The following is a 19,641-nucleotide window of genomic DNA, read 5'->3' on the forward strand; positions in this document are numbered from 1 at the left end:
GGCCCGGCACAACCGTCCGGCACAAACCGTCCGGCACAACCGTCCGGCACAACCGTCCGGCACAACCGTCCGGCCGCTGGTCCGCCGAAGGCGCCCTACGCGGCGAAGCGGGGGCGCAGGCGGTTCTCGTAGAGGGTCAGGGCGGCGGCGATGGCCATGTGCATGTCGAGGTACTGGTAGGTGCCCAGGCGGCCGCCGAACCAGACGTCCCGCTCGCCCTTGGTCAGGTCGCGGTACCGGCGCAGCCGGGCGCGGTCCTGCGGCGTGTTGATCGGGTAGTACGGCTCGTCGGCCCGGCCGGCGAAGCGCGAGTACTCCCGCATGACGACGGTGGCGTCGGACGGGTACCAGGTGCGTTCGGGATGCAGGTGGCGGAACTCGTGGACGCGCGTCCACGGCAGGTCCTCGTCGGCGTAGTTGATCACCGACGTGCCCTGGAAGTCGCCGGTCGGCAGCACGGACGTCTCGAAGTCGAGCGTCCGCCAGCCCAGCTCGCCCTCGGCGTAGCCGAAGTAGCGGTCCAGCGGCCCGGTGTAGACGACGGGCACCGCACCGGCCAGGCTCTCCCGCAGGTCGAAGAAGTCGGCGCCGAGCCGGATCTCGATGTTGGGATGGTCGGCCATGCGCTCCAGCCAGGCGGCGTACCCGTCGGTGGGCAGGCCCTGGTAGAGGTCGTCGAAGTAGCGGCCGTCGAAGGTGTAGCGCACCGGCAGCCGGCCGATGATCTCGGCGGGCAGCTCGGCCGGGGCCGTCTGCCACTGCTTGGCGGTGTAGCCCCGGATGAACGCCTCGTACAGCGGCCGGCCGATCAGCGAGATCGCCTTCTCCTCCAGGTTGCCGGCGCTGGTCACCTCGGCGGCCTGCCGGGCGACCAGGTCGCGGGCCTCGTCGGGGCTGAGGTGGCGGCCGAAGAAGGCGCAGATCGTGCCCAGGTTGATGGGCATCGGGTAGACCTGCCCCTTGTGCACCGAATAGACCCGGTGTTCGTACGGCGTGAACGACGTGAACCTCTGGGCGTACTCCCACACGCGCGCGTTGGAGGTGTGGAACAGGTGGGACCCGTACCGGTGGACCTCGATGCCGGTCTGCGGCTCGCGCTCGCTGTAGGAGTTGCCGCCGACGTGGTCCCTGCGCTCCAGCACCAGCACGCGCATCCCCAGCTCGGACGCGCACCGCTCGGCCACGGTCAGCCCGAACAGGCCGGAGCCGACGACGACTAAGTCGGCGTTCATGCGGCTGCGGGGACGAGCCGGTCCAGCCACCGCCGCACGGGCAGCGCCAGCACGACCCCGGCCAGGACGAGGTGGACGAGGAAGAAGATCACTGCCACGGCGACGCTCGGCGGCCCGCCGACGAACACCGCGATGTGCGAGGCCCACGTCAGCGTGCCGGGCCGGCCCTGCGGCCAGTCGCCGAGCAGCCACATCGACAGGTCGTTCAGCCCGGAGATCACGATCAGGACGCTGGCGAGCCCGACCTTCAGCACGCGGTCGGAGCGCGCCCCGCCCAGCCGGTAGGCGAACAGCACGGCCAGCACGGTGAAGGAGTTCATGAAGAGCATGAACTGGTAGAGCTCGGGGAAGGCGGCCTTCTGGTCGGCGGACTCGGCGTAGGAGAAGATGTGCAGCACGTTGACCGTGTCGAGCACGCCCATGTAGCCGACGACCAGCGCGCACATCAGCGCCATGCCCAGCCCCGGACGCCGGGGGAACCCGGCCACGGCCAGCACCGCGAACACCAGCGGGCTGACCTTCCACAGGGCTTCGAGCGGGTTGTCCAGAGTACGGTCGGGCGGCAGGATCACCATGATCATGGTGGCCGCCCCGGCGCCCAGGACGGCGGGCGCCAGCCACAGCCAACGCCTCAACGAACGTCCTTCTCGGTGAAGAACGGTCCCAGGGCCAGGGCGTCCATGTCGGTCTTGAGGTAGCAGCGCACGGCGTCCTCGGGGGTGCACACGATGGGCTCCTCGTTGTCGTTGAACGAGGTGTTGACCACCATGGGCACGCCGGTCAGCTCCGCGAAGCGGGAGATCATCGCGTGGTAGCGCGGGTTGTCGGCCGCCGAGACCGTCTGGACGCGGGCGGTGCCGTCCTCGTGCGTGATCGCCGGCACCTTGTCCCGCTGGTGCTCCAGCACGTCGAACACGAGCAGCATCACGGGCGAGGGGTAGCCGCTGGCGAAGTACTCGCCGGCGTGCTCGGCCAGGCAGGAGGGCGCGAAGGGGCGGAACGGCTCGCGGTGCTTGACCTTCTCGTTCAGCCGGTCCTTGGCGTCGGCGCGGCGCGGGTCGGCCAGGATCGAGCGGTTGCCGAGCGCGCGCGGCCCGCACTCCATGCGGCCCTGGAACCAGCCGACGATCTTGCCGTCGGCCAGCGCCCGCGCCGTCGTGTCGTTGATGTCCTCGGTGCGCCGGTAGTCGAGGCCGGCGTCCTGGAGCGCCCGTTCCATCTCCTCCTCGCCGAACTGCGGGCCGAGGAAGATGTACTCCTCGTCGCGCGGGCGGCGCATGCCGTACTTCTCCACGCCCAGCAGCAGCGCCGCACCCAGCGCCGAGCCGTCGTCGGCGGCGGCGGGCTGGGCGAAGAAGTCCTCGAACGGCGTCTCCAGCAGGATGCGGCCGTTCATGACGCTGTTCAGCGCGACGCCGCCGGCGGTGACCAGGCGGGTCTGCCCGGTCTTGGCCTGCAGCCAGCGCGCCACGTGCAGGCCGGTGCGCTCCAGCGTGGCCTGCAGCGCGTACGCGACGTCGGCGTAGTGCTGGTTGGGGATGGCGCGCTCGCGCGGCCTGGCCGGGCCGAAGCGCTCCAGGAACTTGGCCGACATCTGGTGCTTGCCGGTGGCGTGGTGCCGGAACCAGCTCAGGTCCAGCTCGAAGTGGCCGTCGGGGCCAAGGCGGACCAGGTCGGCGAAGTCGTCCACGTAGCGGTCGGTGCCGTACGCGGCCAGGCCCATGACCTTGCCCTCGTCCCGGGTGGGGTTGAAGCCGAGGTAGCCGGTGACGCCGGCGTACATGGCGCCCAGCGAGTGCGGGAACTTGACCCGGCGGATGTCGTGGATCCGGCCGCCCTTGCCCAGCCCGAGGTAGGTGGAGGTGCCGTCGCTGCCGATGCCGTCCCAGGTGATGATCGCCGACTCCTGGTACGGCGAGATGAAGAAGGCGCTGGCGGCGTGGGCGCGGTGGTGGTCCATCAGGTGGACCTTGAACTTCGTCCGGCCCCGGAAGTTCTGCGACTCGCGCAGGATCTTCTCCAGCGTGAACCCGCGCCGCAGGTGCAGCAGCAGCGCGCCGCCCACGTTGTAGTCGTCCGGGTGGGCCTGGCCCTTCTGGTCGGACAGCGTCTCCAGCAGGCCGCTGGCCTTGTCGCCGTAGTCGCCGGCGTCGTTGCGGAAGACGGCCAGCGTGTGGGGCAGGTGCCGGGCGAAGTGGCCGAGCGCGTGCAACGTCTCACGGGGCGCCTGCCAGTAGTAGGCGACGTGGTCGACGTCGGCCAGCGTGATGCCGGCCTCCTCCAGGCAGTAGCGCACGGCCTGCGCGGGAAACCGGCCGTCGTGCTTGACCCTGGTGAACCGCTCCTCCTCGGCGAAGGCCACGATCTTCCCGTCGGCCACCAGGGCCGCCGCCGAGTCGTGGACCTGGCTGATGCCGAGCACAAACATGAATGCCCCCTGACAATGCGCATGACCCAGCGGCCCCGCGTCGGAGATCTTCCTAACAAACCGGCCGTAAAGAAATCAATACCTAGCTTTTGTCTGACACGTATGGATATATTCCGCAACCGGGGTCGTAGCCGGGTGGGAATGCCCGGGCCCTGTCACAGGGTGAACCGGGGTTGATACACGTGGTGAAGACCGTTCCATGAATGAGCATCCGCTTCCGGTTCCGCCGGACGGCCTGGCACTCACCGTGGTCGTTCCGTGCCTGAACGAGGCCGACAACATCCCTGACACCTATCGCGAAATCGCAGACGCGCTGGGTGACCAGGGGGAACTCGAAATACTCTTCGTCGACGACGGCAGTACGGACGACACGCTCGCGCGCATTCGCGCGATCGCCGAGAGTGACAATCGCGTGTCGTTCATATCGTTGTCCAAGAATTTCGGCGTGGAAGCCGCCTTCTCGGCCGGATATCGGTACGCCCGGAACCCCTGGGTGCTGCACCTGGACGCCGACCTGCAGTTCCCGCCCACCGAGGCCAAGCGGCTGATCGAGCGCGCGGCCGACGGGTACGACGCGGTGTTCGGCATCCGGGTGGACCGCAAGGACCCCTGGCCGCGGCGGACGGCCTCGATCGTGCACGACTGGCTGGCACGGCGGCTGCTGGGCATCGAGATCCCGCCGCGCGCCACGACGTTCCGCCTGGTCCGCACGGAGATCGCGCGCCGGATCGTGGACCTGCGGCTCGGCACGCCGTACTTCCTGGCCACGCTGCCGCGCCTGACGCGCGCCTGGACGACCGTGCCGACCGCGCACCGGCCGCGGGTGCACGGCTCGTCCAAGGTGACCGTGCGCGGGCTGGCCAGGCACTCGCTGGACCTGTTCTTCGGCTTCTCGACGCGGCCCATCGCGGCCGCGGTGTGGGCGGGCCTGATCGGCCTGCCCGTGGCGCTGCTGGCCGGGATCACCGGCAGCGCGCTGCTGTTCGGGCTGGCGCTGGCCGCCGCCCTGTTCGGGCTGACCATGATGGCCCGCACGCTTCTGCACATCTCTCGCGGTCAGGCCCGTCCGCCGCTGTTCCTCGTACGGGAGGCCAACGTGCCGGTCGATTCCGCTGACCTGCTCGCCGGGAGGCTCACGTGACCGGCGCCCGCCGCGCCATCGCGGTCCTCGGCGGCGCGGACGGCGCCATCAGCACCATCCGCGCCGCGGCCCGCCTCGGCGTGCGCACGATCTGCGTGGACATGCGGGCCGACGCCCCCGGCGTCGCGCACGCCGACGAGTTCCTCGACCTCAGCACCCGCGACGTGCCGCGGGTCGCGCGGGCCCTGGCCGAGCGCGACGACCTGGCCGGCGTGGTCTCCCCGGCCAGCGACGTCAACCTGCCCTCGCAGCTCGCCCTGGCCGCCCGGCTGGGCCTGCCGTGCGGGCTGTCGGAGGGCGCGGTGCGCGGCTCGGTCGACAAGGGCTGGTTCCGCGCGATGTGCGCCCGGCTGGGACTGCCCGGCCCCCGCCACGTGAGCGGCGCCGCGGAGGAGGTGCTGCGCGACGCCCCCGGCCTGGGCTTCCCGCTCATGGTCAAGCCGGTGGACTCCTCCGGCAGCCGCGGCGTGTCGCTGTGCCGCGCGCCGGACGAGCTGCCCGAGGCCGTGGGGCTGGCCAGGGAGTGGTCGCTGTCGGGCCGCGTCGTGGCCGAGGAGTTCCTGGAGGGCGCCCACTACACGGCCGAGGCGTTCGTGATCGGCGGCAAGGTGGCGCTGATCGGCCTGGCCGAACGGGAGCTGACCCCGCCGCCGCTGTTCATCACCGTCCAGCACACCATGCCGGGCCCCGCCCACGTCACCGACGCCGTCCGGCCGATGCTCGACGCCGTGTGCGCCGAGACCGGGCTGCGCGAAGGGCCGCTCAGCGCCGACGTGCTGGTCACCGGGACGGGCGAGGTCGTGCTCGTCGAGATGGGCGCCCGCCTGGGCGGCAACGGCCTGGCCGAGCTGCTGGGACTGGTCCACGGCGTGGACGTGGTCGAGCAGTACGTGCTGTCGGCCATGGGCGAGACGCCGTCCCTGACCCCGGCGGCGACCCGGTACGGCGCGGTCCGCGTGCTCAACGCGGAACGCGACGGGAAGCTGGTCCGGGTGGACGGCGAGGAGCAGGTCAGGGCGCTGCCCGGCGTCGTCGACCTGGTGCTGGCCGCCGCCCCCGGCGACCACGTCGAGCGCTACACGCGGGCGGGCGCCAAGCTCGGCTACCTGACCGCCGCCGCCTCCGGCCGGGACGCCCTGGCCGGCGCGCTGGCCGAGGCCACCGGGCTGCTCCGCTTCGAGATCGGGGACGGCCTGTGAGTCATGGACTGGGCGTCGCCGTGCGGGAGGTGCGGCATGTCGTGGACGCCTTCCGCGCCATCCGCCGCCCGCGCGCCGAGACCGACCGGCTCACCCTCGACGGCCTGCGCGACCTGCTGGCCTTCGCCCGCGCGCACGTGCCGCACTACGCCGACCCGCGCTACGACGTGCCCCTGCACAGCCTGGCCGACCTGGCGAAGCTGCCGATCCTGGACAAGGCCGCCGTGCTGGACGGCGACCTGTCCCGCTTCCACGCGCCCGGCCTGAGCGCCAAGGAGTACCGGCTGGACCGTACGAGCGGGACCACGGGACGCGTCCTGGAGGTCCGGCACGACGTGGCCGCCTACGGCTACCACGGCGCGACCATCTTCCGCCGCTTCCTGCTGTCGGGCTACCGGCCGTGGTGGCGGATCGCGCACATCAAGCCGTTCCCCCGCCCGCTGCGCTGGTTCCAGCGGCTCGGCCTGTTCCCGCGCACCGTCATCGGCGCCGGGCAGGGCGACGCGAAGATCCTGGCCGACGTGCTGAAGGTGCGCCCGCACCTGATCATGGGCTATCCGGTGGTGCTGCGCGGGCTGCTGCGCGCCGCCACCCCGGCCCAGGTGGCCGAGCTGCGGCGCACGCTGCGCATGGTCATGACCGACTCCGAACTGCTCACCGACGAGGTGCGCGAGCTGCTGCAGAACGGCTTCGGCGTCCCGGTGTACGACGAGTACTCGGCCTACGAGGTGCTGACCGTCTCCACCCAGTGCGACCGGGGCGCGATGCACGTGGACGAGGACCGCGTCCGCCTGGAGATCGTGGACGACGACGGCGCGCCGGTGCCCGACGGCCAGGACGGCGCGGTCGTGGTGACCCACTTCAGGGAACGGGCGATGCCGCTGATCCGCTACCGCCTGGGCGACCGCGGCATGATCGTGCCGGGGGAGTGCGGCTGCGGCAACCGGTTCGCGCGCATGCGGGTGACCGGCGGCCGGTCCGACGACTACATCACCTTCCCCGGCGGCCACCGCGTCTACACGGCCACGTTCCTGTCGCTGGCCATGTGGACGCCGGGCGTGGCCGAGAGCATGGTCCGCCAGGACGCCGACGGCAACGTCACCGTCCACCTGGTCCCCGAGGCGGGACGGGACTTCGACGAGGTGGCCGCGGCCTACCGGGACGGGCTGGCCAAGCAGGTGGGCGGCCCGGTCGAGGTGCGCTTCGAGCAGGCCGACCGGGTCACGCTCACCCCCGGCGGCAAGGGCAGGTTCGTCGAGTCGGCACAGGCCGGCCCGTGACCGTGAGCCTGCGCCGCAGGCCGCCGCCACGCCTCGTGGCGGTGACGGCGGCCCTGTTCGCCGGGCGCGGCGCGTTCCGCGCCGCCCTGTGGACCGCCAACCTGGTGCTGCTCGGCCTCTGGGGCGCCGACGAGTTCGCCCTGTACGCCACCGCCAACGGCGTGTCGGGCTGGCTGCTGGCGCTGACGTCCAGCGGCATCGAGAAGGCCGCGCTCGCGCTGGTGCCGCGGCGCGGCGGGCAGACGTTGCGGCCGCTGTTCATGCTGCTGGCGGCCACGCCGTTCGCGCTGGCCGTGCCCGTGTGGCTGGCCCTGGCGGCGGCCGACCCCGGCGGCGCGCCCGCCCGGTACGCGGCCGCCGCCGCCTACGCCTGCGGGCTGGGCTGCTGCGCGGTCATGGCGGCGCTGAACCGGCTGCGCGGGCGGGCGCGGGCCGACGTGTTCGCCTACCTGACGCTCGCCGTCGCGCAGGCGTCCGGCGTGGGGCTGGTGGCCCTGACCGGGATGCGGGCCAACGCGCTGCTGGCCCTGCACGTCGGCGTGCTGGCGGTGCTGAACGCCGTGCTGGCGGCCGGGCTGATCCGCGGGCGCGCCGGCAGGGCGGACAAGGGCGCCTACCGGCCGGCCGTGCGCGCGGCGGCGCTGCTCAGCGTGGGCGAGGTGACCGCCGTCGCGGCCACGTCGGTGACGTTCGCGTACTTCGCGCACCTGGACGACGCGCAGAAGACCAGCGTCTTCTACGTGTGGTCGGTGGCGCTGTCGGTGGTCGTGATGGGCGTGTCGTACCTGCTGCGCATCCTCCAGCCGCGGGTGGCGGTCTGGATCGAGGGCACGGGCGAGGCCGGCGCCCGCCGGATGGCGCGGCGCATCCTCGCGCCCGCCGTGCCGGCCGGCGCCCTGGCGGTGGTCGTGCTCGGCGTGGTGCTGGCGGGCGGCCAGCGCGGCATGGTGGCGACCGGCGCGGCGCTGCTGGCCGAGGCCGCCCTGACGGTGGCCGTGCTGCCCGCGTTCCTGCTGGTGGAGAACACCGACGACCGGGGACGGCGGCTGGCCGCGGTGGCCGCGTGCCTGCAGTTCGCGGTGGTCGCCGCCGCCGGCTGGTTCCTGGTGCCCGCCGCGGCGGCGTTCGGCGCGCTGCTGGCGTACTGCGCGGGCGAGGTGGTCAAGGGCGGCGTCATGCTGGCCACGCTGAAGAAGGAGACCTCATGAAGGGCTTGCCCAGCACGATCCCGGTGGTGCCGGTGGTGCGGAACCTGTACCTGGCGCGCTCGCGGGACCGGATGGACCCGGCCCGGCTCCAGGTCGTGCAGGACCGGCTGCTGACGGGGCTCGTCCGGCACGCGCACGCCAACGTGCCGTACTACCGCCGCGTGTTCCCGGCCGACGCCGTGGCGGCGCTGTCCACCGCCGCCGACCTGGCCGCCCTGCCGATGCTGGACCGGGCGACGCTGCGGGACCTGCCGCCCGCCGAGCTGATGGCCGCCGGGTTCACCCCCGACAACACCCGCGAGGCGCCCACCAGCGGCTCCTCCGGCGTGCCCATCCGTCCCTTCTACTCCGAGGGCGACCTCGGCTACCTGCGCGCCACCTACCTCCAGGACCTGCTGGCCTCGGGCCTGCGTCCCTGGGACCGGATCGGCTACTTCCGGGTGGGCGAGTTCCGGCCGCACCGGCTCCAGCGGCTCGGCCTGGCCCGTACGGTCCACGTCAACACCAGCCGGCCCCTGGACGAGCAGGTCGAGGCGTTCCTGCGCGGCCGGCCGACGTTCCTGTGGGGCTTCCCCGGCTGCATCGTCACCCTGGTGGACGAGTTGCGCCGCAGGAAGATCGCCTACCGGGGCGTGCACACCGTCATCTTCGCCGGTGAGACGCTCACCCCCGAGGCCCGCCGGCACGTGCTGGACTACTTCGGGGCGCGCGGCCACGAGGTGTACGCCTCGGTGGAGGCGTACACGATCGGCCGCACCTGCCCCGAGGGCGCGATGCACCTGCGCTCGGCCGACGTGGTGGTGGAGGTGCTGCACGACGACGGCGGCGTGTCGCTGGCCGACGGCGAGGGCGAGGTCCTGGTGACCCGGCTGCACGCCGAGGCGATGCCGCTGATCCGCTACCGGCTCGGCGACCGCGTGCTCATCGAGCCGGACGACTGCCCGTGCCGCGCCTTCCACACCCCGATCATCCGCCGGATCCAGGGGCGGACCGAGGACCGCGTCGTGGCCGCCGACGGGCGTACCGTGCACGCCAACTTCCTGACCAACCCGGTCGTGATGCCGACGGCGGGCGTGCGCGGCGTGCAGGTGCTCCAGTACCGGCCGGGCGCGGTGGAGATCCTGCTGGTGCCCTCGCCGTCGGCCCCCGCCGACCTGGCCCGGCGGGTGCGCGACGCCGTGGCCGCCGTCGCCACGGACTTCGAGGTGACCGCGCGCACGGTGGACAGCATCACCCCTGAGCCCAACGGCAAGGTGCGGATGGTCAAGATCATGCACAACACCCCCGCCTCCTGACGCCCGCCGCGGCCCGGCCGTCCGCCGCCGGGCCGCCCGTCGTCCGGCCGCCCGTCGCCGGGCCGTCCGTCGCCGGGCCGCCCGTCGTCCGGCCGTCCGTCGCCGGGCCGTCCGTCGCCGGGCCGCCCGTCGTCCGGCCGTCCGTCGCCGGGCCGTCCGTCGTCAGCTCGGCCCGAGCCATTCGCGCAGGTCGGCGAGGTGGCCGAGCTCGGACTCGACGCGCCGCCTGTCGTCGGGGGTGAGCTCGGTGCCGCGCAGGTCGGCCAGCCACGGCTCGGCCGGCTCGCCGAGCGCCGTGGCCAGGTCGGCGAGGTGGCACAGGGCGATGGCCCGCTCGGCCGCCGGAGCCTGCGGGCCGTGCCTGCGCACGGCCGACTTGAGCGCCCGGTAGGCCTGCAGGTCGTCGTTCTTGAACTCGCGCAGGATCCGGGCGTTGTCCAGCGCCTTGGCCAGGCCCGTCAGCTTCGTGGAGCCGCCGTACTCCAGCTCGGCCGGCTCGTCCCGCTGGATGAACATGATCGAGTTCCCGGACGGGTCCATCAGCGTGAACCTGGACGCGCCGGGCCGGTAGCGGGTGATCCGCGGCAGGCCCGAGCTCAGCACCTTGCCGTAGGCCCGGCGCATGGCCGCGACCAGCGCGGCGTGGTACGGCGCCACGGCGTCGACCAGGACCAGGCACGCCCCGGTCGCCTGCCGGGCGGGGTCGAGGTCCTTCGGGGCGGGCCCGAAATGCAGGTCGAACCCGCTCCAGCGCATCGCCAGATAGACGTAGGGCCGGGTCTGCCGGTGGGTGACGGTGAACCCGAGCGCCTCGAAGAACTCCAGGGTCTGCTCGGGGGAAGGGCAGGGCAGCACCGGAACCGTCGTCTCGTTGGGACGGATCGCGGGCTCGGTCATCGATTCCACCTCTCGGGTCATCTGACGATGCTGGCATCTCCCGCGGCCGCTCGCATATGGATCGTTCCACGCCGGTTCCGCAACTCCGACCGGTGAATTCCGGGAAATGACCGATCGGACAATGCGCTTTTCCCGATCCATTCAAATAGCAGGCGGACGGCGGCGAATTTCCGGCGGTCCGCCCGCTTCGAATGAGCCGGGAATTGTTTTCCGTTGAATCATTCGCGGACGGCAGAATAAGCGGCTCCGCGTCGGGAAAAAGCGCGCCGATCACGTTTCGGTGACTTCGGCGGGTGGAGGTGCGCATCGAGGCTGGTCGCGTCCTGTTCGCGCGGGTCCGGGCCAATCGCCGCCGGGACGTGGCGCGCGGACCTTCCTTGACACCGCCTCCGACCGCCTTCTCCGGATGGGGCCGCTTTATCGGCCGACCGAAAATCCGGCCGACGCCATCCTTGAAGATCAAAAAGGATGGCGTCCCCCGAACCGGCCCGCGGCCCGCGACCGGCCGGTCAGGCGGGCAGGGCCGGGTAGTCGGTGTAGCCCGCGGCGTCGCCGCCGTAGAAGGTGGCCGGGTCCGGGGCGTTGAGCGGCGCGCCGGTCGCCAGCCGGCGGGGCAGGTCGGGGTTGGCGAGGAAGAGCCGGCCGAAGGCGATCAGGTCCGCGGTGCCGTCCTCGATCAGCGCGAGGTCCTCCGGGCCGGTCGGGCGGTCGCCGGTGTGCGGGTTCAGGACGAGCGGGCCGGGGAAGAGCCGCCGCAGGGCGCGCGTCAGCTCCCGGTCGGCGGCCTCCATGACGTGCAGGTACGCCAGCCCCAGCCCGGACGTCCGGCCCAGCAGCTCCTCGTAGACCGGCAGCGGGCGGGGCTCGTGCATGTCGTTGTTCGGCATCCCGGGGGAGATCCGCAGCGCGGTGCGGTCGCCGCCGATCGCGCCGGCCACGGCGGAGACGACCGCCACGGCGAACCGGGCGTGCCCGGCCGCCGAGCCGCCCCAGCCGTCGGCGCGCCGGTTGCTGCCCGGGGCGAGGAACTGGTGGATCAGGTAGCCGTTGGCGCCGTGCACCTCCACGCCGTCGAAACCCGCCTCGACGGCGTTGCGGGCGGCGTCCGCGAAGTCGGCGACGGTCTGCTCGATCTCGGGCTCGGTCAGCTCGCGCGGGGTGACGAACTCCTTGACGCCGTCGGGGGTGAACAGCCGCCCGCGCGCGGCCACCGGCGACGGCGCGACGGGGACCGCCCCCTCGGGCAGCAGCATCGGATGGCCGATCCGGCCGGTGTGCAGGAGCTGGGCGAAGATCTTCCCGCCCGCCGCGTGCACCGCGCCGGTGACCTCGCGCCAGGCGGCGACCTGCGCGGCGCTGTGCAGGCCGGGCGTGAAGGGATAGCCCTGGCCGATCACCGACGGCTGGACGCCCTCCGTGACGATCAGCCCGGCGGAGGCGCGCTGGGCGTAGTACTGCGCCGTCAGGCTCGTCACCAGCCCGCCGCGGGCGCGGCTGCGGGTCATCGGGGCCATGACGACCCGGTTGGCCAGCTTCGTGCCGCCCACGGCGATCGGGTCGAAGGCGATGGACATGGAGGTCTCCTTGCTGGAAGGGGTGGTGGTGGATCAGGCGCGGCGCGGCAGCAGGAAGCCGCCCGCCGCGAGGGCCAGGCCGAGCCCGGCCGCGATGAGGAAGACCAGGCCGTAGCCGTCGGCGAGCGCTTCGGAAGAGCCCGCGGCCGTCGCGAGGACCGCCAGGCCGATCGCCGAGCCCACCTGGCTCGTGGTGTTCGCCAGGCCCCCGACGACGCCCGCCGCGCCTTCGGGCGCCTCGGCGGTCGCCGCGGCCATGAGGGTGGGGAAGGTCAGCCCGATGCCGGCCGCGACGAGCAGCGTGGGCCCGAGGACGCCGGTGAGGTAGCCGCTGCCGGCCTGCGCCGGCGACAGCCAGCCGAACCCGGCCACGAGGAGCGCGCCGCCGCCGAGCGTCAGCGCACGCGCGCCGGCCCGCGGCAGCAGGGCCGCCGACGCCCGTGCGACCAGCATGAACGTCACCGCCGCCGGCGTCTGCCCGAGCCCCGCCAGCAGCGCGCTGAAGCCCAGGACGTTCTGCAGGAGCAGCGACGTGAAGTACCACATCGCGATGGTGATCCCGCCGAACAGCAGCAGCATGCCGTTCCCGACGGCCACGCCCCGGATCCGGAGCAGCCGCAGGGGCAGCATGGGCCGCCCGGCGAAGCGCGCCTCGACCACGACGAAGGCGGCCAGCAGCAGCAGGCCGGCGAGCACGGGCACGAGCACCCGTCCGGACGACCAGGCGTGCTCGGCGCTCTGCATGACGCCGTAGACCAGCGCCGCCAGCCCGGCGGTGCCGGTGACCGCGCCGGCCAGGTCGAGCGGCTCGCGCCGCGCGCCGCGCACGGTGACCAGCGCCGCGAGGGCCACGGCGATCAGCAGCGCGCCGACCGGCACGTTGATCAGGAAGACCCAGCGCCACGACAGCCCGGTGGTGATGGCGCCGCCGGCCACCGCGCCGATCATCCCGCCGACGCCGCCCGCGGCCGACCAGGCGCCGAACGCCCTGGCCCGCGCGCCCGGCTCGGTGAAGTACGTGTTGATCACGGCCAGCGTGGCGGGGGCCATCATGGCGGCTCCGGCGCCCTGGGCCACGCGGGCCGCGACCAGGACCTCCGCCGCGGTCGCCAGGCCGGCGGCCAGGCTGGCGGCGGAGAACAGCAGCAGCCCGGCGACCAGCGTCCGGCGCGGGCCGAACAGGTCGGCGGCCCGGCCGCCCAGGAGCATGAAGCCGGCGAAGGCGAGCAGGTAGCCGTTCACCGCCCAGGCGAGCCCGGTGGGGGAGAAGCCCAGCTCCGCGCGGATCGCGGGGAGGGTGACGTTCACGATGGAGGCGTCCAGGATGACCATGAACTGGCCGGCGCAGGCCAGTGCCAGGATCAGCCAGGACGGGATGGTCCGCGGGGCAGCCCGCCGGGCGGCGGCGCCGATGCTCGTCATGAGGTGTTCCGTTCTTGTCCGCTTGGCCCGGTGGACGCGCCGCGTCGGGGGCTCTACGTGATCCCGGCTTCTGCGGGCGGTGCCCGGCCGTGTAGGATTTGGTTACGCGGATAACTATTATGCAGATAACTAATTTCCGTCAAGGAGCGATCATGGACTTCGCGCAAGCCGACGCCGTCAACCAGGCGATCCGCCTGCTGAGCCTGCGCCACCGCGCCAGGGCCGCCGCCCTGCTGGCGCCGCTCGGCCTGCATCCCGGGCAGGAGGCGCTCCTGCTCGAACTCGCCCGCACCGGGCCGAGGATCCAGGCGCAGCTCAGCGAGGCGCTCGGCTGCGAGCCGCCCAGCGTGACGCTCATGACCCGCAAGCTGGAGGCCTCCGGCCACATCCGCCGCACGCCGGCGCCGTCCGACAGGCGGGCCAGCGTGGTCGAGCTCACCGACAGCGGCCGGGCGCTGGCCGACCAGGTGAAGCGGCTCTGGTGCGACCTGGCCGAGGAGACCGTGGCCGGGCTGCCGGCCGAGACGGTGGCCGGCCTGCCCGCCCTGATCAACACCCTCACCGACAACGTGGACAGGCGCCCCGGCCGGCGGCACGACGCGGCGCGGCGGGCCGGTCAGGGACCGACCGGCGAGTACGAGCCCAGTGCCGCGGACTGGGTCCGCGAGCACGTCGAGCAGATCATGCGCACCGGCACGACCGACGGCGTCACGATCAAGGACCGGCCCGTCGTGCTGATGACCTACCGGGGCGCGAAGACCGGCAAACTGCGCAGGACGCCGGTCATGCGGGTCGAGCACGAGGGGCGCTACGCGGCCGTCGCGTCCCTGGGCGGCGCCCCGGTCAACCCGCAGTGGTATGCGAGCGTGCTCGCCGAGCCCGTCGTCGAGCTCCAGGACGGCACGGCGACCGGCGTGTACCGGGCGCGCGAGGTGTCGGGGGAGGAGAAGGACGCCTGGTGGCGGCGGGCGGTGGCGGCCTACCCCGACTACGCCGGCTACCAGGCCAGGACCGAGCGCCGGATCCCCGTCCTCGTGCTCGAACCGCTCGCCGCCGAGCGGTGACGACGGCGGCCTGTGGGTAGACGCAGGGGCACCCGCAGGCCCAGGAGGAGGGACACTCGATGATCGAGACGCTCGTCCCGGACAACGTCGCCGTCTCCACCGCCTACGGCGACCCGCCCGGTGTGCGGCTCTTCCCCGAGGAGCGGCACGCCGTCAGGAAGGCGGTCGCCAAACGCCGGCGCGAGTTCGCCACCGTCCGCCACTGCGCCCGCGAGGCGCTGGCGGCGCTCGGCATCCCGCCCGCGCCCATCGTCCCCGGCCGGCGCGGCGCGCCGCGCTGGCCGGCGGGCGCGGTGGGCAGCATGACGCACTGCGCCGGGTTCCGCGCGGCGGCCGTGGCCGACGCCGGCGACGTGCGCAGCATCGGCATCGACGCGGAACCCCACGAACCGCTCCCCGAAGGCGTCTTCCGCATGGTGGCCAGGCCGGAGGAGGCCGCGATGGTCCGCGAGCTGCGCGCCCTGCGCCCCGGCACCTGCTGGGACCGGCTGCTGTTCAGCGCCAAGGAGTCGGTCTACAAGGCGTGGTTCCCGCTGACCGGCGAGTGGCTGGGGTTCCACGACGGCTCCCTCGCCTTCTCCCTCGACGGCCGCTTCCGAGCCCGGCTGCTGCCGCCGGACGCCCCCCTGGCGGAGTTCGCGGGCCGCTGGACGGCCGCCCCCGGGCTGCTGGCCACGGCGATCGTCGTCCCCCGATAGGGTCGTCAGCCCCGGCGGCCGGGCTCGACGAGCTGCTCCTGCTCGGCCCGGCGCAGGCGTTCCTCGGCGGTGAGCTCGACGCGTCTCATCGCGACGCGCAGGATCGGCGGCGCCATGAGCGAGGTGACGATCGCGACGACGATCACGATCGTGTACATCGCCGTGTCGATGATGCCGATGCGCAGGCCGACCATCGCCACGATCACCTCGATGACGCCGCGCGCGTTCATGCCCGCGCCCAGCGCGAACGCCTCCCACGCGCCCATCCGGCTCAGCAGCGCCCCCAGGTACGCGCCCAGGAACTTGCCGACGATCGCCACCCCCAGCACGACCCCGGCCGCCGCCAGCACGTCCGGCCTGGACAGCAGCGTGAGGTCCATGCGCAGGCCGGCCGTCGCGAAGAACAGGGGAGCGAGCACGCTGAGGACGACCGTGCGCAGCGGGGCCAGCCACGCGGCGTCGGCGTGGCCGGACCGCCCGATGAGCGCGCCGCAGACGAACGCCCCCAAGATGGCCTCCAGGCCGAGCGCGTGCGTGCCGGCGGCGGCCAGCAGCACCAGCACCACGGCGGCGGCCACGGCCGGGCCCGGCTCGGCCGAGCGGGTGGCCGCCCGCATCGTCCAGCGGACCAGCGGCCGGCCCACCCACAGCGCGAACGGCACCAGCGCGGCCAGGTAGACCAGCGACAGCACGATCTGCCCGGTGCGCACGCCGGTGGTCGCCATGGCCGAGACGACCGAGAGCATGAACCAGCCGAAGGCGTCGTCCACCATCCCCGCGGTCAGGCAGAGCTGGCCGACGTCGCGGTGCAGCAGCTTCATGTCCGTCAGCGTCTTGGCGATCACGGGGATGGCGCTGACGCACGTCGCCACGCCCAGGAACAGCGCGAAGACGGTCACGCTGGTGCCCTCGACGAGCAGGGAGGCGGGCAGCAGGAAACCGGCGCCCACGCCGAGCGCCAGCGGCACGACCAGACCGGCGACGCTCACCTTGACGGCCGTCGCGCCGCGCCGGCGGACCAGCCCGAAGTCGAGCTGGATGCCGGTGATGGCGACCAGCAGCAGGACGCCGACCTGGCCCACCGCGTCCAGCAGGTGGAGCTGGGTGAACTTCAGGGCGGGGGCGAGGTGGTTCAGCAGCGACGGGCCGAGCAGCACGCCCACGGTCAGCTCGCCGACGATGGCGGGCATGCGCAGGCGCACGGCCAGCCGGCCGAGCAGGACGGCGAGACCGAGGAGCAGGCCCAGCTGCAGCATGAAGACCAGCAGTTCGTGGGCTCCCAGAGGCATGTCAGGCACAGGAGAGGCTAGGCCGATCGGGCCGTCGTCCTGCTGCTCAATATTGAGCCCGCCCGCGGCGGACACCCCCGGGGGCCTGCTCAATATTGAGCGGAGCTTCCCGCGCCCGTGGGCGACATTCGGGGCATGACGAAGCCGGCGCAGTATCAGACCACCCTGCCCCCCGACCAGTTGCTGCACTCGGGCAACGCGGGCCTGATCATCCACCGCGTGGGGATGCTGGAGTACGGCATGGCCCGCGAGGGCCGCGACTTCAGCGTGGACCTGCTCGACTACATGAACCGCGCCCAGGCCGGCGTCGCCACGACCTTCTGCTACGAGGAGGTCTTCGGCGTACGCGAGCGGCTGCACTGGTTCGTGCACATGAAGTCCCCCGAGAAGTACAGCAAGCTCATCGAGATGGTGGACCACGACGAGGCGTTCCAGCAGATCTCGCTCAAGGACCGGCTGCCCAAGAAGGGCGGCGGCAACTGGGAGAAGATGTTCGTCCACGGCAGTCTCCAGGAGACCGTCATGTGCCCGCAGCACGGGTTCAGCGACGACGTGCACGACGTGCCGGGCACGTTCGTGCCGCCCGCGACGTACCAGACCACGCAGCGGGAGCAGCTCAACTCGGCGACCGCCGGGGCGATCGTGCTGCGCACCGCCGACGCCCGCTACGAGCTGCGCGAGGAGGGCCGGCAGTTCCTCTACGACTGGTCGCGCTACCTCAACGCCAACCTCGAAGGCCGCGCCACCGCCTTCATCTACGAGCAGACGTGGGGCCGCCAGGACCGCCTGCACGCCCTCATCCACCTGCGCGAGCTGGACGACTACCAGGCCGTGCGGGAGGTGGACCGCGGCGAGGGCATGCGCAAGGAGGTCTACGACGTGGAACGGGTCCCCGAACGGCACGGCGGCGGGCAGTGGGACCGGCTGTTCGTGCCCACCAGCATCCACGACGTCCTGATGGTGCCCTAGGCCATGGCTCTCGGGATCGAGGCGATCAACGCGTACGTCGGCAGGGCGTACACGGACGTCCGCGCGCTGTTCGACGCGCGCGGCCTGGACGTGAACCGCTTCGGCAACCTGATGATGGAGCAGCGCTCGGTCAACCTGCCCTGCGAGGACCCGGTCACCAACGCGGTCAACGCCGCCCGCCCGCTGCTCGACGCGCTCGCCCCGGAGGAGAAGGACCGGATCGAGCTGCTGGTCGTGGGCACCGAGTCGGGGCTCGACTTCGGCAAGCCGATCAGCACCTACATCCACCACCACCTCGGGCTGAACCCGGCGTGCCGCTCGTTCGAGGTCAAGCACGCCTGCTACGGCGGGACGGCCGCGCTCCAGTGCGCCGCCGCCGTCGTCGGCGCGAGCCCCATCCCCGGCGTGAAGGCGCTGGCCATCGCCACCGACGCGGCCAGCGGCACCGCCAAGTCCACCTACTGGGAGCCCTCCGAGGGCGCCGGCGCGGTGGCGATGCTGGTCGGCGAGGACGCGCGGGTGCTGCGGCTCGACCCCGGCGCCAGCGGCTACCACACCTTCGAGGTGATGGACACGGCCCGGCCGCGCCACGACACCGACGCGGTCGACCCGGACCTGTCGCTGCTGGCGTACATGCGCTGCGCCGAGGAGTGCTTCGCGGCCTACGGGCGGCGGGTGGCCGGGGCCGACATCGTGGACACCTTCGACTACCTGGCGCTGCACACGCCGTTCGCCGGGATGGTGAAGGGCGCGCACCGGATGTTGCTGCGCAAGCTCAAGGGCATGGGGGCGCGGGAGATCGAGGCCGACTTCGCGGCGCGGGTCGCGCCGTCGCTGGCCTACGGCGTGCGGGTGGGCAACACCTACTCGGCCGCGCTCTACCTGGCGCTGTGCTCGCTCATCGACCACGGCGCGTTCGACGCGCCGAAACGGGCGGGGCTGTTCTCGTACGGGTCGGGCTGCGCGTCGGAGTTCTACAGCGGCGTGATCCCGGCCCAGGGCCGCAGCGGCATCGGCCGGGCGCTGGACGAGCGGCGCGAGATCGGCGTCGCGGAGCTGGACGCGCTGACCGAGCTGAGCGCCGACCGCGCCTTCGGGGTGCGGGACGCCGTGCTCGACCCCAAACCGTACGGCGACCTGTACGAGGACGCCTTCGGCGGTCGCGGCCTGCTGGTGCTGGACCGCATCGCGGACTTCCACCGGGAGTACAGATGGAGCTGACCTCGGCGACCCTGCGGCACCGGCTGCGCGGCCGGACGATCGACGACCGCGCCATCGACGAGCTGGGCGCCGCCCTGGACGAGGCCGAGCGCGCGCCCGGCTGCCGCATCCTGCTGCTGGAGGGCGGCGACGGCGTCTTCTGCACCGGCATGGACCTGGAGGAGGCGGCCGGCAGCGACGTCGCCGACGGCGGCCGGGCCTTCTACGGCCTGCTGCGCCGCTTCACCGAGACGCCCGTGACGGTGGTGGCCCGGGTGGACGGCCGGGTGGCCGGCGGCGGCGTCGGCCTGGCCGCGGCCAGCGACTTCGTCTTCGCCAGCGAGCGCAGCACCTTCAGCCTGCCCGAGGCGTTGTGGGGGCTGCTGCCGTGCTGCGTGCTGCCGTTCCTGATCCGGCGCACGGGCTTTCAGAAGGCGTACGCGATGACGCTGAGCACCCAGCCGGTGAGCGCCGCGGAGGCCGCCGCCTTCCACCTGGTGGACGAGGTGTCGGACGACCCGGAGGCGCTCGTGCGGCGGCTGGCCTACCGGCTGACCAAGCTGGACCGGTCGATCGTCACGGACATGAAGCGCTACTTCCGCGAGCTGTGGATCCTGTCGGACGAGACCGAGCAGGTGGCGGTCAAGGAGTTCGGCCGGCTCATGTCCAGCCCCGAGGTGCGACGCAGGCTCGTCGACTACGCGACCGAGAAGAGATTCCCCTGGGAACGCTAGAGAGGAACGCG

The 19,641-nt window shown here is 72.9% G+C and carries 17 protein-coding genes; 10 read left to right on the top strand and 7 right to left on the bottom strand.

Annotated features, from left to right (window positions below; translation table 11 throughout):
* Positions 1–95: 95 nt before the first annotated feature.
* From glf to ACIBST_RS10735, 3 genes are read right to left on the bottom strand one after another with little or no spacing between them, the layout of a single operon-like run.
* On the bottom strand, positions 96–1,232 hold the full coding sequence (gene glf, locus ACIBST_RS10725; RefSeq protein WP_397170797.1) for a UDP-galactopyranose mutase: 1,137 nt from the start codon (positions 1,230–1,232) through the stop codon (positions 96–98).
* The gene (locus ACIBST_RS10730) at positions 1,229–1,867 is read right to left on the bottom strand and encodes a hypothetical protein (protein ID WP_397170799.1); all 639 of its coding nucleotides are present in this window, start codon (positions 1,865–1,867) and stop codon (positions 1,229–1,231) included. The genes glf and ACIBST_RS10730 overlap by 4 nt, the downstream gene beginning before the upstream one ends.
* Positions 1,864–3,660, bottom strand: a complete 1,797-nt coding sequence (locus ACIBST_RS10735; protein ID WP_397170801.1) for a carbamoyltransferase — start codon at positions 3,658–3,660, stop codon at positions 1,864–1,866. The genes ACIBST_RS10730 and ACIBST_RS10735 overlap by 4 nt, the downstream gene beginning before the upstream one ends.
* 199 nt (positions 3,661–3,859) lie before the next feature.
* Here ACIBST_RS10735 and ACIBST_RS10740 point away from each other — a divergent pair, with 199 nt between their 5' ends.
* The 5 genes from ACIBST_RS10740 to ACIBST_RS10760 are packed head-to-tail and all read left to right on the top strand — an operon-like array spanning position 3,860 to position 9,783.
* Positions 3,860–4,801 (top strand): glycosyltransferase family 2 protein, encoded by a 942-nt coding sequence (locus ACIBST_RS10740; protein ID WP_397170802.1) that lies wholly within the window; start codon positions 3,860–3,862, stop codon positions 4,799–4,801.
* The gene (locus tag ACIBST_RS10745; protein WP_397170804.1) at positions 4,798–6,000 is read left to right on the top strand and encodes an ATP-grasp domain-containing protein; all 1,203 of its coding nucleotides are present in this window, start codon (positions 4,798–4,800) and stop codon (positions 5,998–6,000) included. The genes ACIBST_RS10740 and ACIBST_RS10745 overlap by 4 nt, the downstream gene beginning before the upstream one ends.
* The gene (locus ACIBST_RS10750) at positions 5,997–7,280 is read left to right on the top strand and encodes a phenylacetate--CoA ligase family protein (protein WP_397170805.1); all 1,284 of its coding nucleotides are present in this window, start codon (positions 5,997–5,999) and stop codon (positions 7,278–7,280) included. Before ACIBST_RS10745 ends, ACIBST_RS10750 begins: the two co-directional genes overlap by 4 nt.
* Entirely contained in the window at positions 7,277–8,488 is a 1,212-nt protein-coding gene (locus ACIBST_RS10755) for a hypothetical protein (RefSeq protein ID WP_397170806.1), read from the top strand. Before ACIBST_RS10750 ends, ACIBST_RS10755 begins: the two co-directional genes overlap by 4 nt.
* Positions 8,485–9,783, top strand: a complete 1,299-nt coding sequence (locus ACIBST_RS10760) for a phenylacetate--CoA ligase family protein (RefSeq protein WP_397170807.1) — start codon at positions 8,485–8,487, stop codon at positions 9,781–9,783. The genes ACIBST_RS10755 and ACIBST_RS10760 overlap by 4 nt, the downstream gene beginning before the upstream one ends.
* Before the next feature lie 162 nt (positions 9,784–9,945).
* Here ACIBST_RS10760 and ACIBST_RS10765 read toward each other — a convergent pair whose 3' ends face one another.
* From ACIBST_RS10765 to ACIBST_RS10775, 3 genes are all read right to left on the bottom strand, one after another.
* A complete protein-coding gene (locus ACIBST_RS10765) occupies positions 9,946–10,701 on the bottom strand; it encodes a glyoxalase (protein WP_397170808.1) in 756 nt (251 codons plus the stop codon).
* 488 nt (positions 10,702–11,189) lie between these two features.
* Complete coding sequence (locus ACIBST_RS10770; protein WP_397170809.1) at positions 11,190–12,254, bottom strand: alkene reductase; 1,065 nt, start codon at positions 12,252–12,254, stop codon at positions 11,190–11,192.
* A gap of 33 nt (positions 12,255–12,287) precedes the next feature.
* Positions 12,288–13,676: an MFS transporter gene (locus ACIBST_RS10775; protein ID WP_397170811.1), complete on the bottom strand. Its 1,389-nt coding sequence runs from the start codon at positions 13,674–13,676 to the stop codon at positions 12,288–12,290.
* Between the two features lie 152 nt (positions 13,677–13,828).
* Here ACIBST_RS10775 and ACIBST_RS10780 point away from each other — a divergent pair, with 152 nt between their 5' ends.
* Complete coding sequence (locus ACIBST_RS10780) at positions 13,829–14,740, top strand: nitroreductase/quinone reductase family protein (RefSeq protein ID WP_397170813.1); 912 nt, start codon at positions 13,829–13,831, stop codon at positions 14,738–14,740.
* Positions 14,741–14,799: 59 nt separating this feature from the next.
* Positions 14,800–15,438, top strand: coding sequence for a 4'-phosphopantetheinyl transferase (locus ACIBST_RS10785; RefSeq protein WP_397170815.1), 639 nt, complete (start codon positions 14,800–14,802; stop codon positions 15,436–15,438).
* A 5-nt stretch (positions 15,439–15,443) separates the two neighbouring features.
* Here the strand turns inward: ACIBST_RS10785 and ACIBST_RS10790 are convergent, their stop codons facing one another.
* On the bottom strand, positions 15,444–16,727 hold the full coding sequence (locus ACIBST_RS10790) for a cation:proton antiporter (protein WP_397170816.1): 1,284 nt from the start codon (positions 16,725–16,727) through the stop codon (positions 15,444–15,446).
* A 135-nt stretch (positions 16,728–16,862) separates the two neighbouring features.
* Between ACIBST_RS10790 and ACIBST_RS10795 the strand changes: the two genes are divergently transcribed.
* The 3 genes from ACIBST_RS10795 to ACIBST_RS10805 are packed head-to-tail and all read left to right on the top strand — an operon-like array spanning position 16,863 to position 19,630.
* Positions 16,863–17,696, top strand: coding sequence for a DUF6039 family protein (locus ACIBST_RS10795; RefSeq protein WP_397170818.1), 834 nt, complete (start codon positions 16,863–16,865; stop codon positions 17,694–17,696).
* Positions 17,697–17,699: 3 nt separating this feature from the next.
* The gene (locus tag ACIBST_RS10800; protein ID WP_397170820.1) at positions 17,700–18,917 is read left to right on the top strand and encodes a hydroxymethylglutaryl-CoA synthase family protein; all 1,218 of its coding nucleotides are present in this window, start codon (positions 17,700–17,702) and stop codon (positions 18,915–18,917) included.
* A complete protein-coding gene (locus tag ACIBST_RS10805) occupies positions 18,908–19,630 on the top strand; it encodes an enoyl-CoA hydratase-related protein (RefSeq protein WP_397170821.1) in 723 nt (240 codons plus the stop codon). The genes ACIBST_RS10800 and ACIBST_RS10805 overlap by 10 nt, the downstream gene beginning before the upstream one ends.
* Positions 19,631–19,641: the final 11 nt, after the last annotated feature.

This window comes from Nonomuraea sp. NPDC049684 (genome assembly GCF_044465345.1).
Taxonomy (GTDB): domain Bacteria; phylum Actinomycetota; class Actinomycetes; order Streptosporangiales; family Streptosporangiaceae; genus Nonomuraea.

What these genes read in the sequence shown, in the direction of transcription:
- glf (WP_397170797.1), bottom strand. Translation starts at nt 1,232, where the DNA reads ATGAACGCCGACTTAGTCGTCGTCGGCTCCGGCCTGTTCGGGCTGACC.
- ACIBST_RS10735 (WP_397170801.1), bottom strand. Translation starts at nt 3,660, where the DNA reads ATGTTTGTGCTCGGCATCAGCCAGGTCCACGACTCGGCGGCGGCCCTG.
- ACIBST_RS10740 (WP_397170802.1), top strand. Translation starts at nt 3,860, where the DNA reads ATGAATGAGCATCCGCTTCCGGTTCCGCCGGACGGCCTGGCACTCACC.
- ACIBST_RS10760 (WP_397170807.1), top strand. Translation starts at nt 8,485, where the DNA reads ATGAAGGGCTTGCCCAGCACGATCCCGGTGGTGCCGGTGGTGCGGAAC.
- ACIBST_RS10765 (WP_397170808.1), bottom strand. Translation starts at nt 10,701, where the DNA reads ATGACCCGAGAGGTGGAATCGATGACCGAGCCCGCGATCCGTCCCAAC.
- ACIBST_RS10770 (WP_397170809.1), bottom strand. Translation starts at nt 12,254, where the DNA reads ATGTCCATCGCCTTCGACCCGATCGCCGTGGGCGGCACGAAGCTGGCC.
- ACIBST_RS10775 (WP_397170811.1), bottom strand. Translation starts at nt 13,676, where the DNA reads ATGACGAGCATCGGCGCCGCCGCCCGGCGGGCTGCCCCGCGGACCATC.
- ACIBST_RS10780 (WP_397170813.1), top strand. Translation starts at nt 13,829, where the DNA reads ATGGACTTCGCGCAAGCCGACGCCGTCAACCAGGCGATCCGCCTGCTG.
- ACIBST_RS10785 (WP_397170815.1), top strand. Translation starts at nt 14,800, where the DNA reads ATGATCGAGACGCTCGTCCCGGACAACGTCGCCGTCTCCACCGCCTAC.
- ACIBST_RS10790 (WP_397170816.1), bottom strand. Translation starts at nt 16,727, where the DNA reads ATGCCTCTGGGAGCCCACGAACTGCTGGTCTTCATGCTGCAGCTGGGC.
- ACIBST_RS10795 (WP_397170818.1), top strand. Translation starts at nt 16,863, where the DNA reads ATGACGAAGCCGGCGCAGTATCAGACCACCCTGCCCCCCGACCAGTTG.
- ACIBST_RS10800 (WP_397170820.1), top strand. Translation starts at nt 17,700, where the DNA reads ATGGCTCTCGGGATCGAGGCGATCAACGCGTACGTCGGCAGGGCGTAC.
- ACIBST_RS10805 (WP_397170821.1), top strand. Translation starts at nt 18,908, where the DNA reads ATGGAGCTGACCTCGGCGACCCTGCGGCACCGGCTGCGCGGCCGGACG.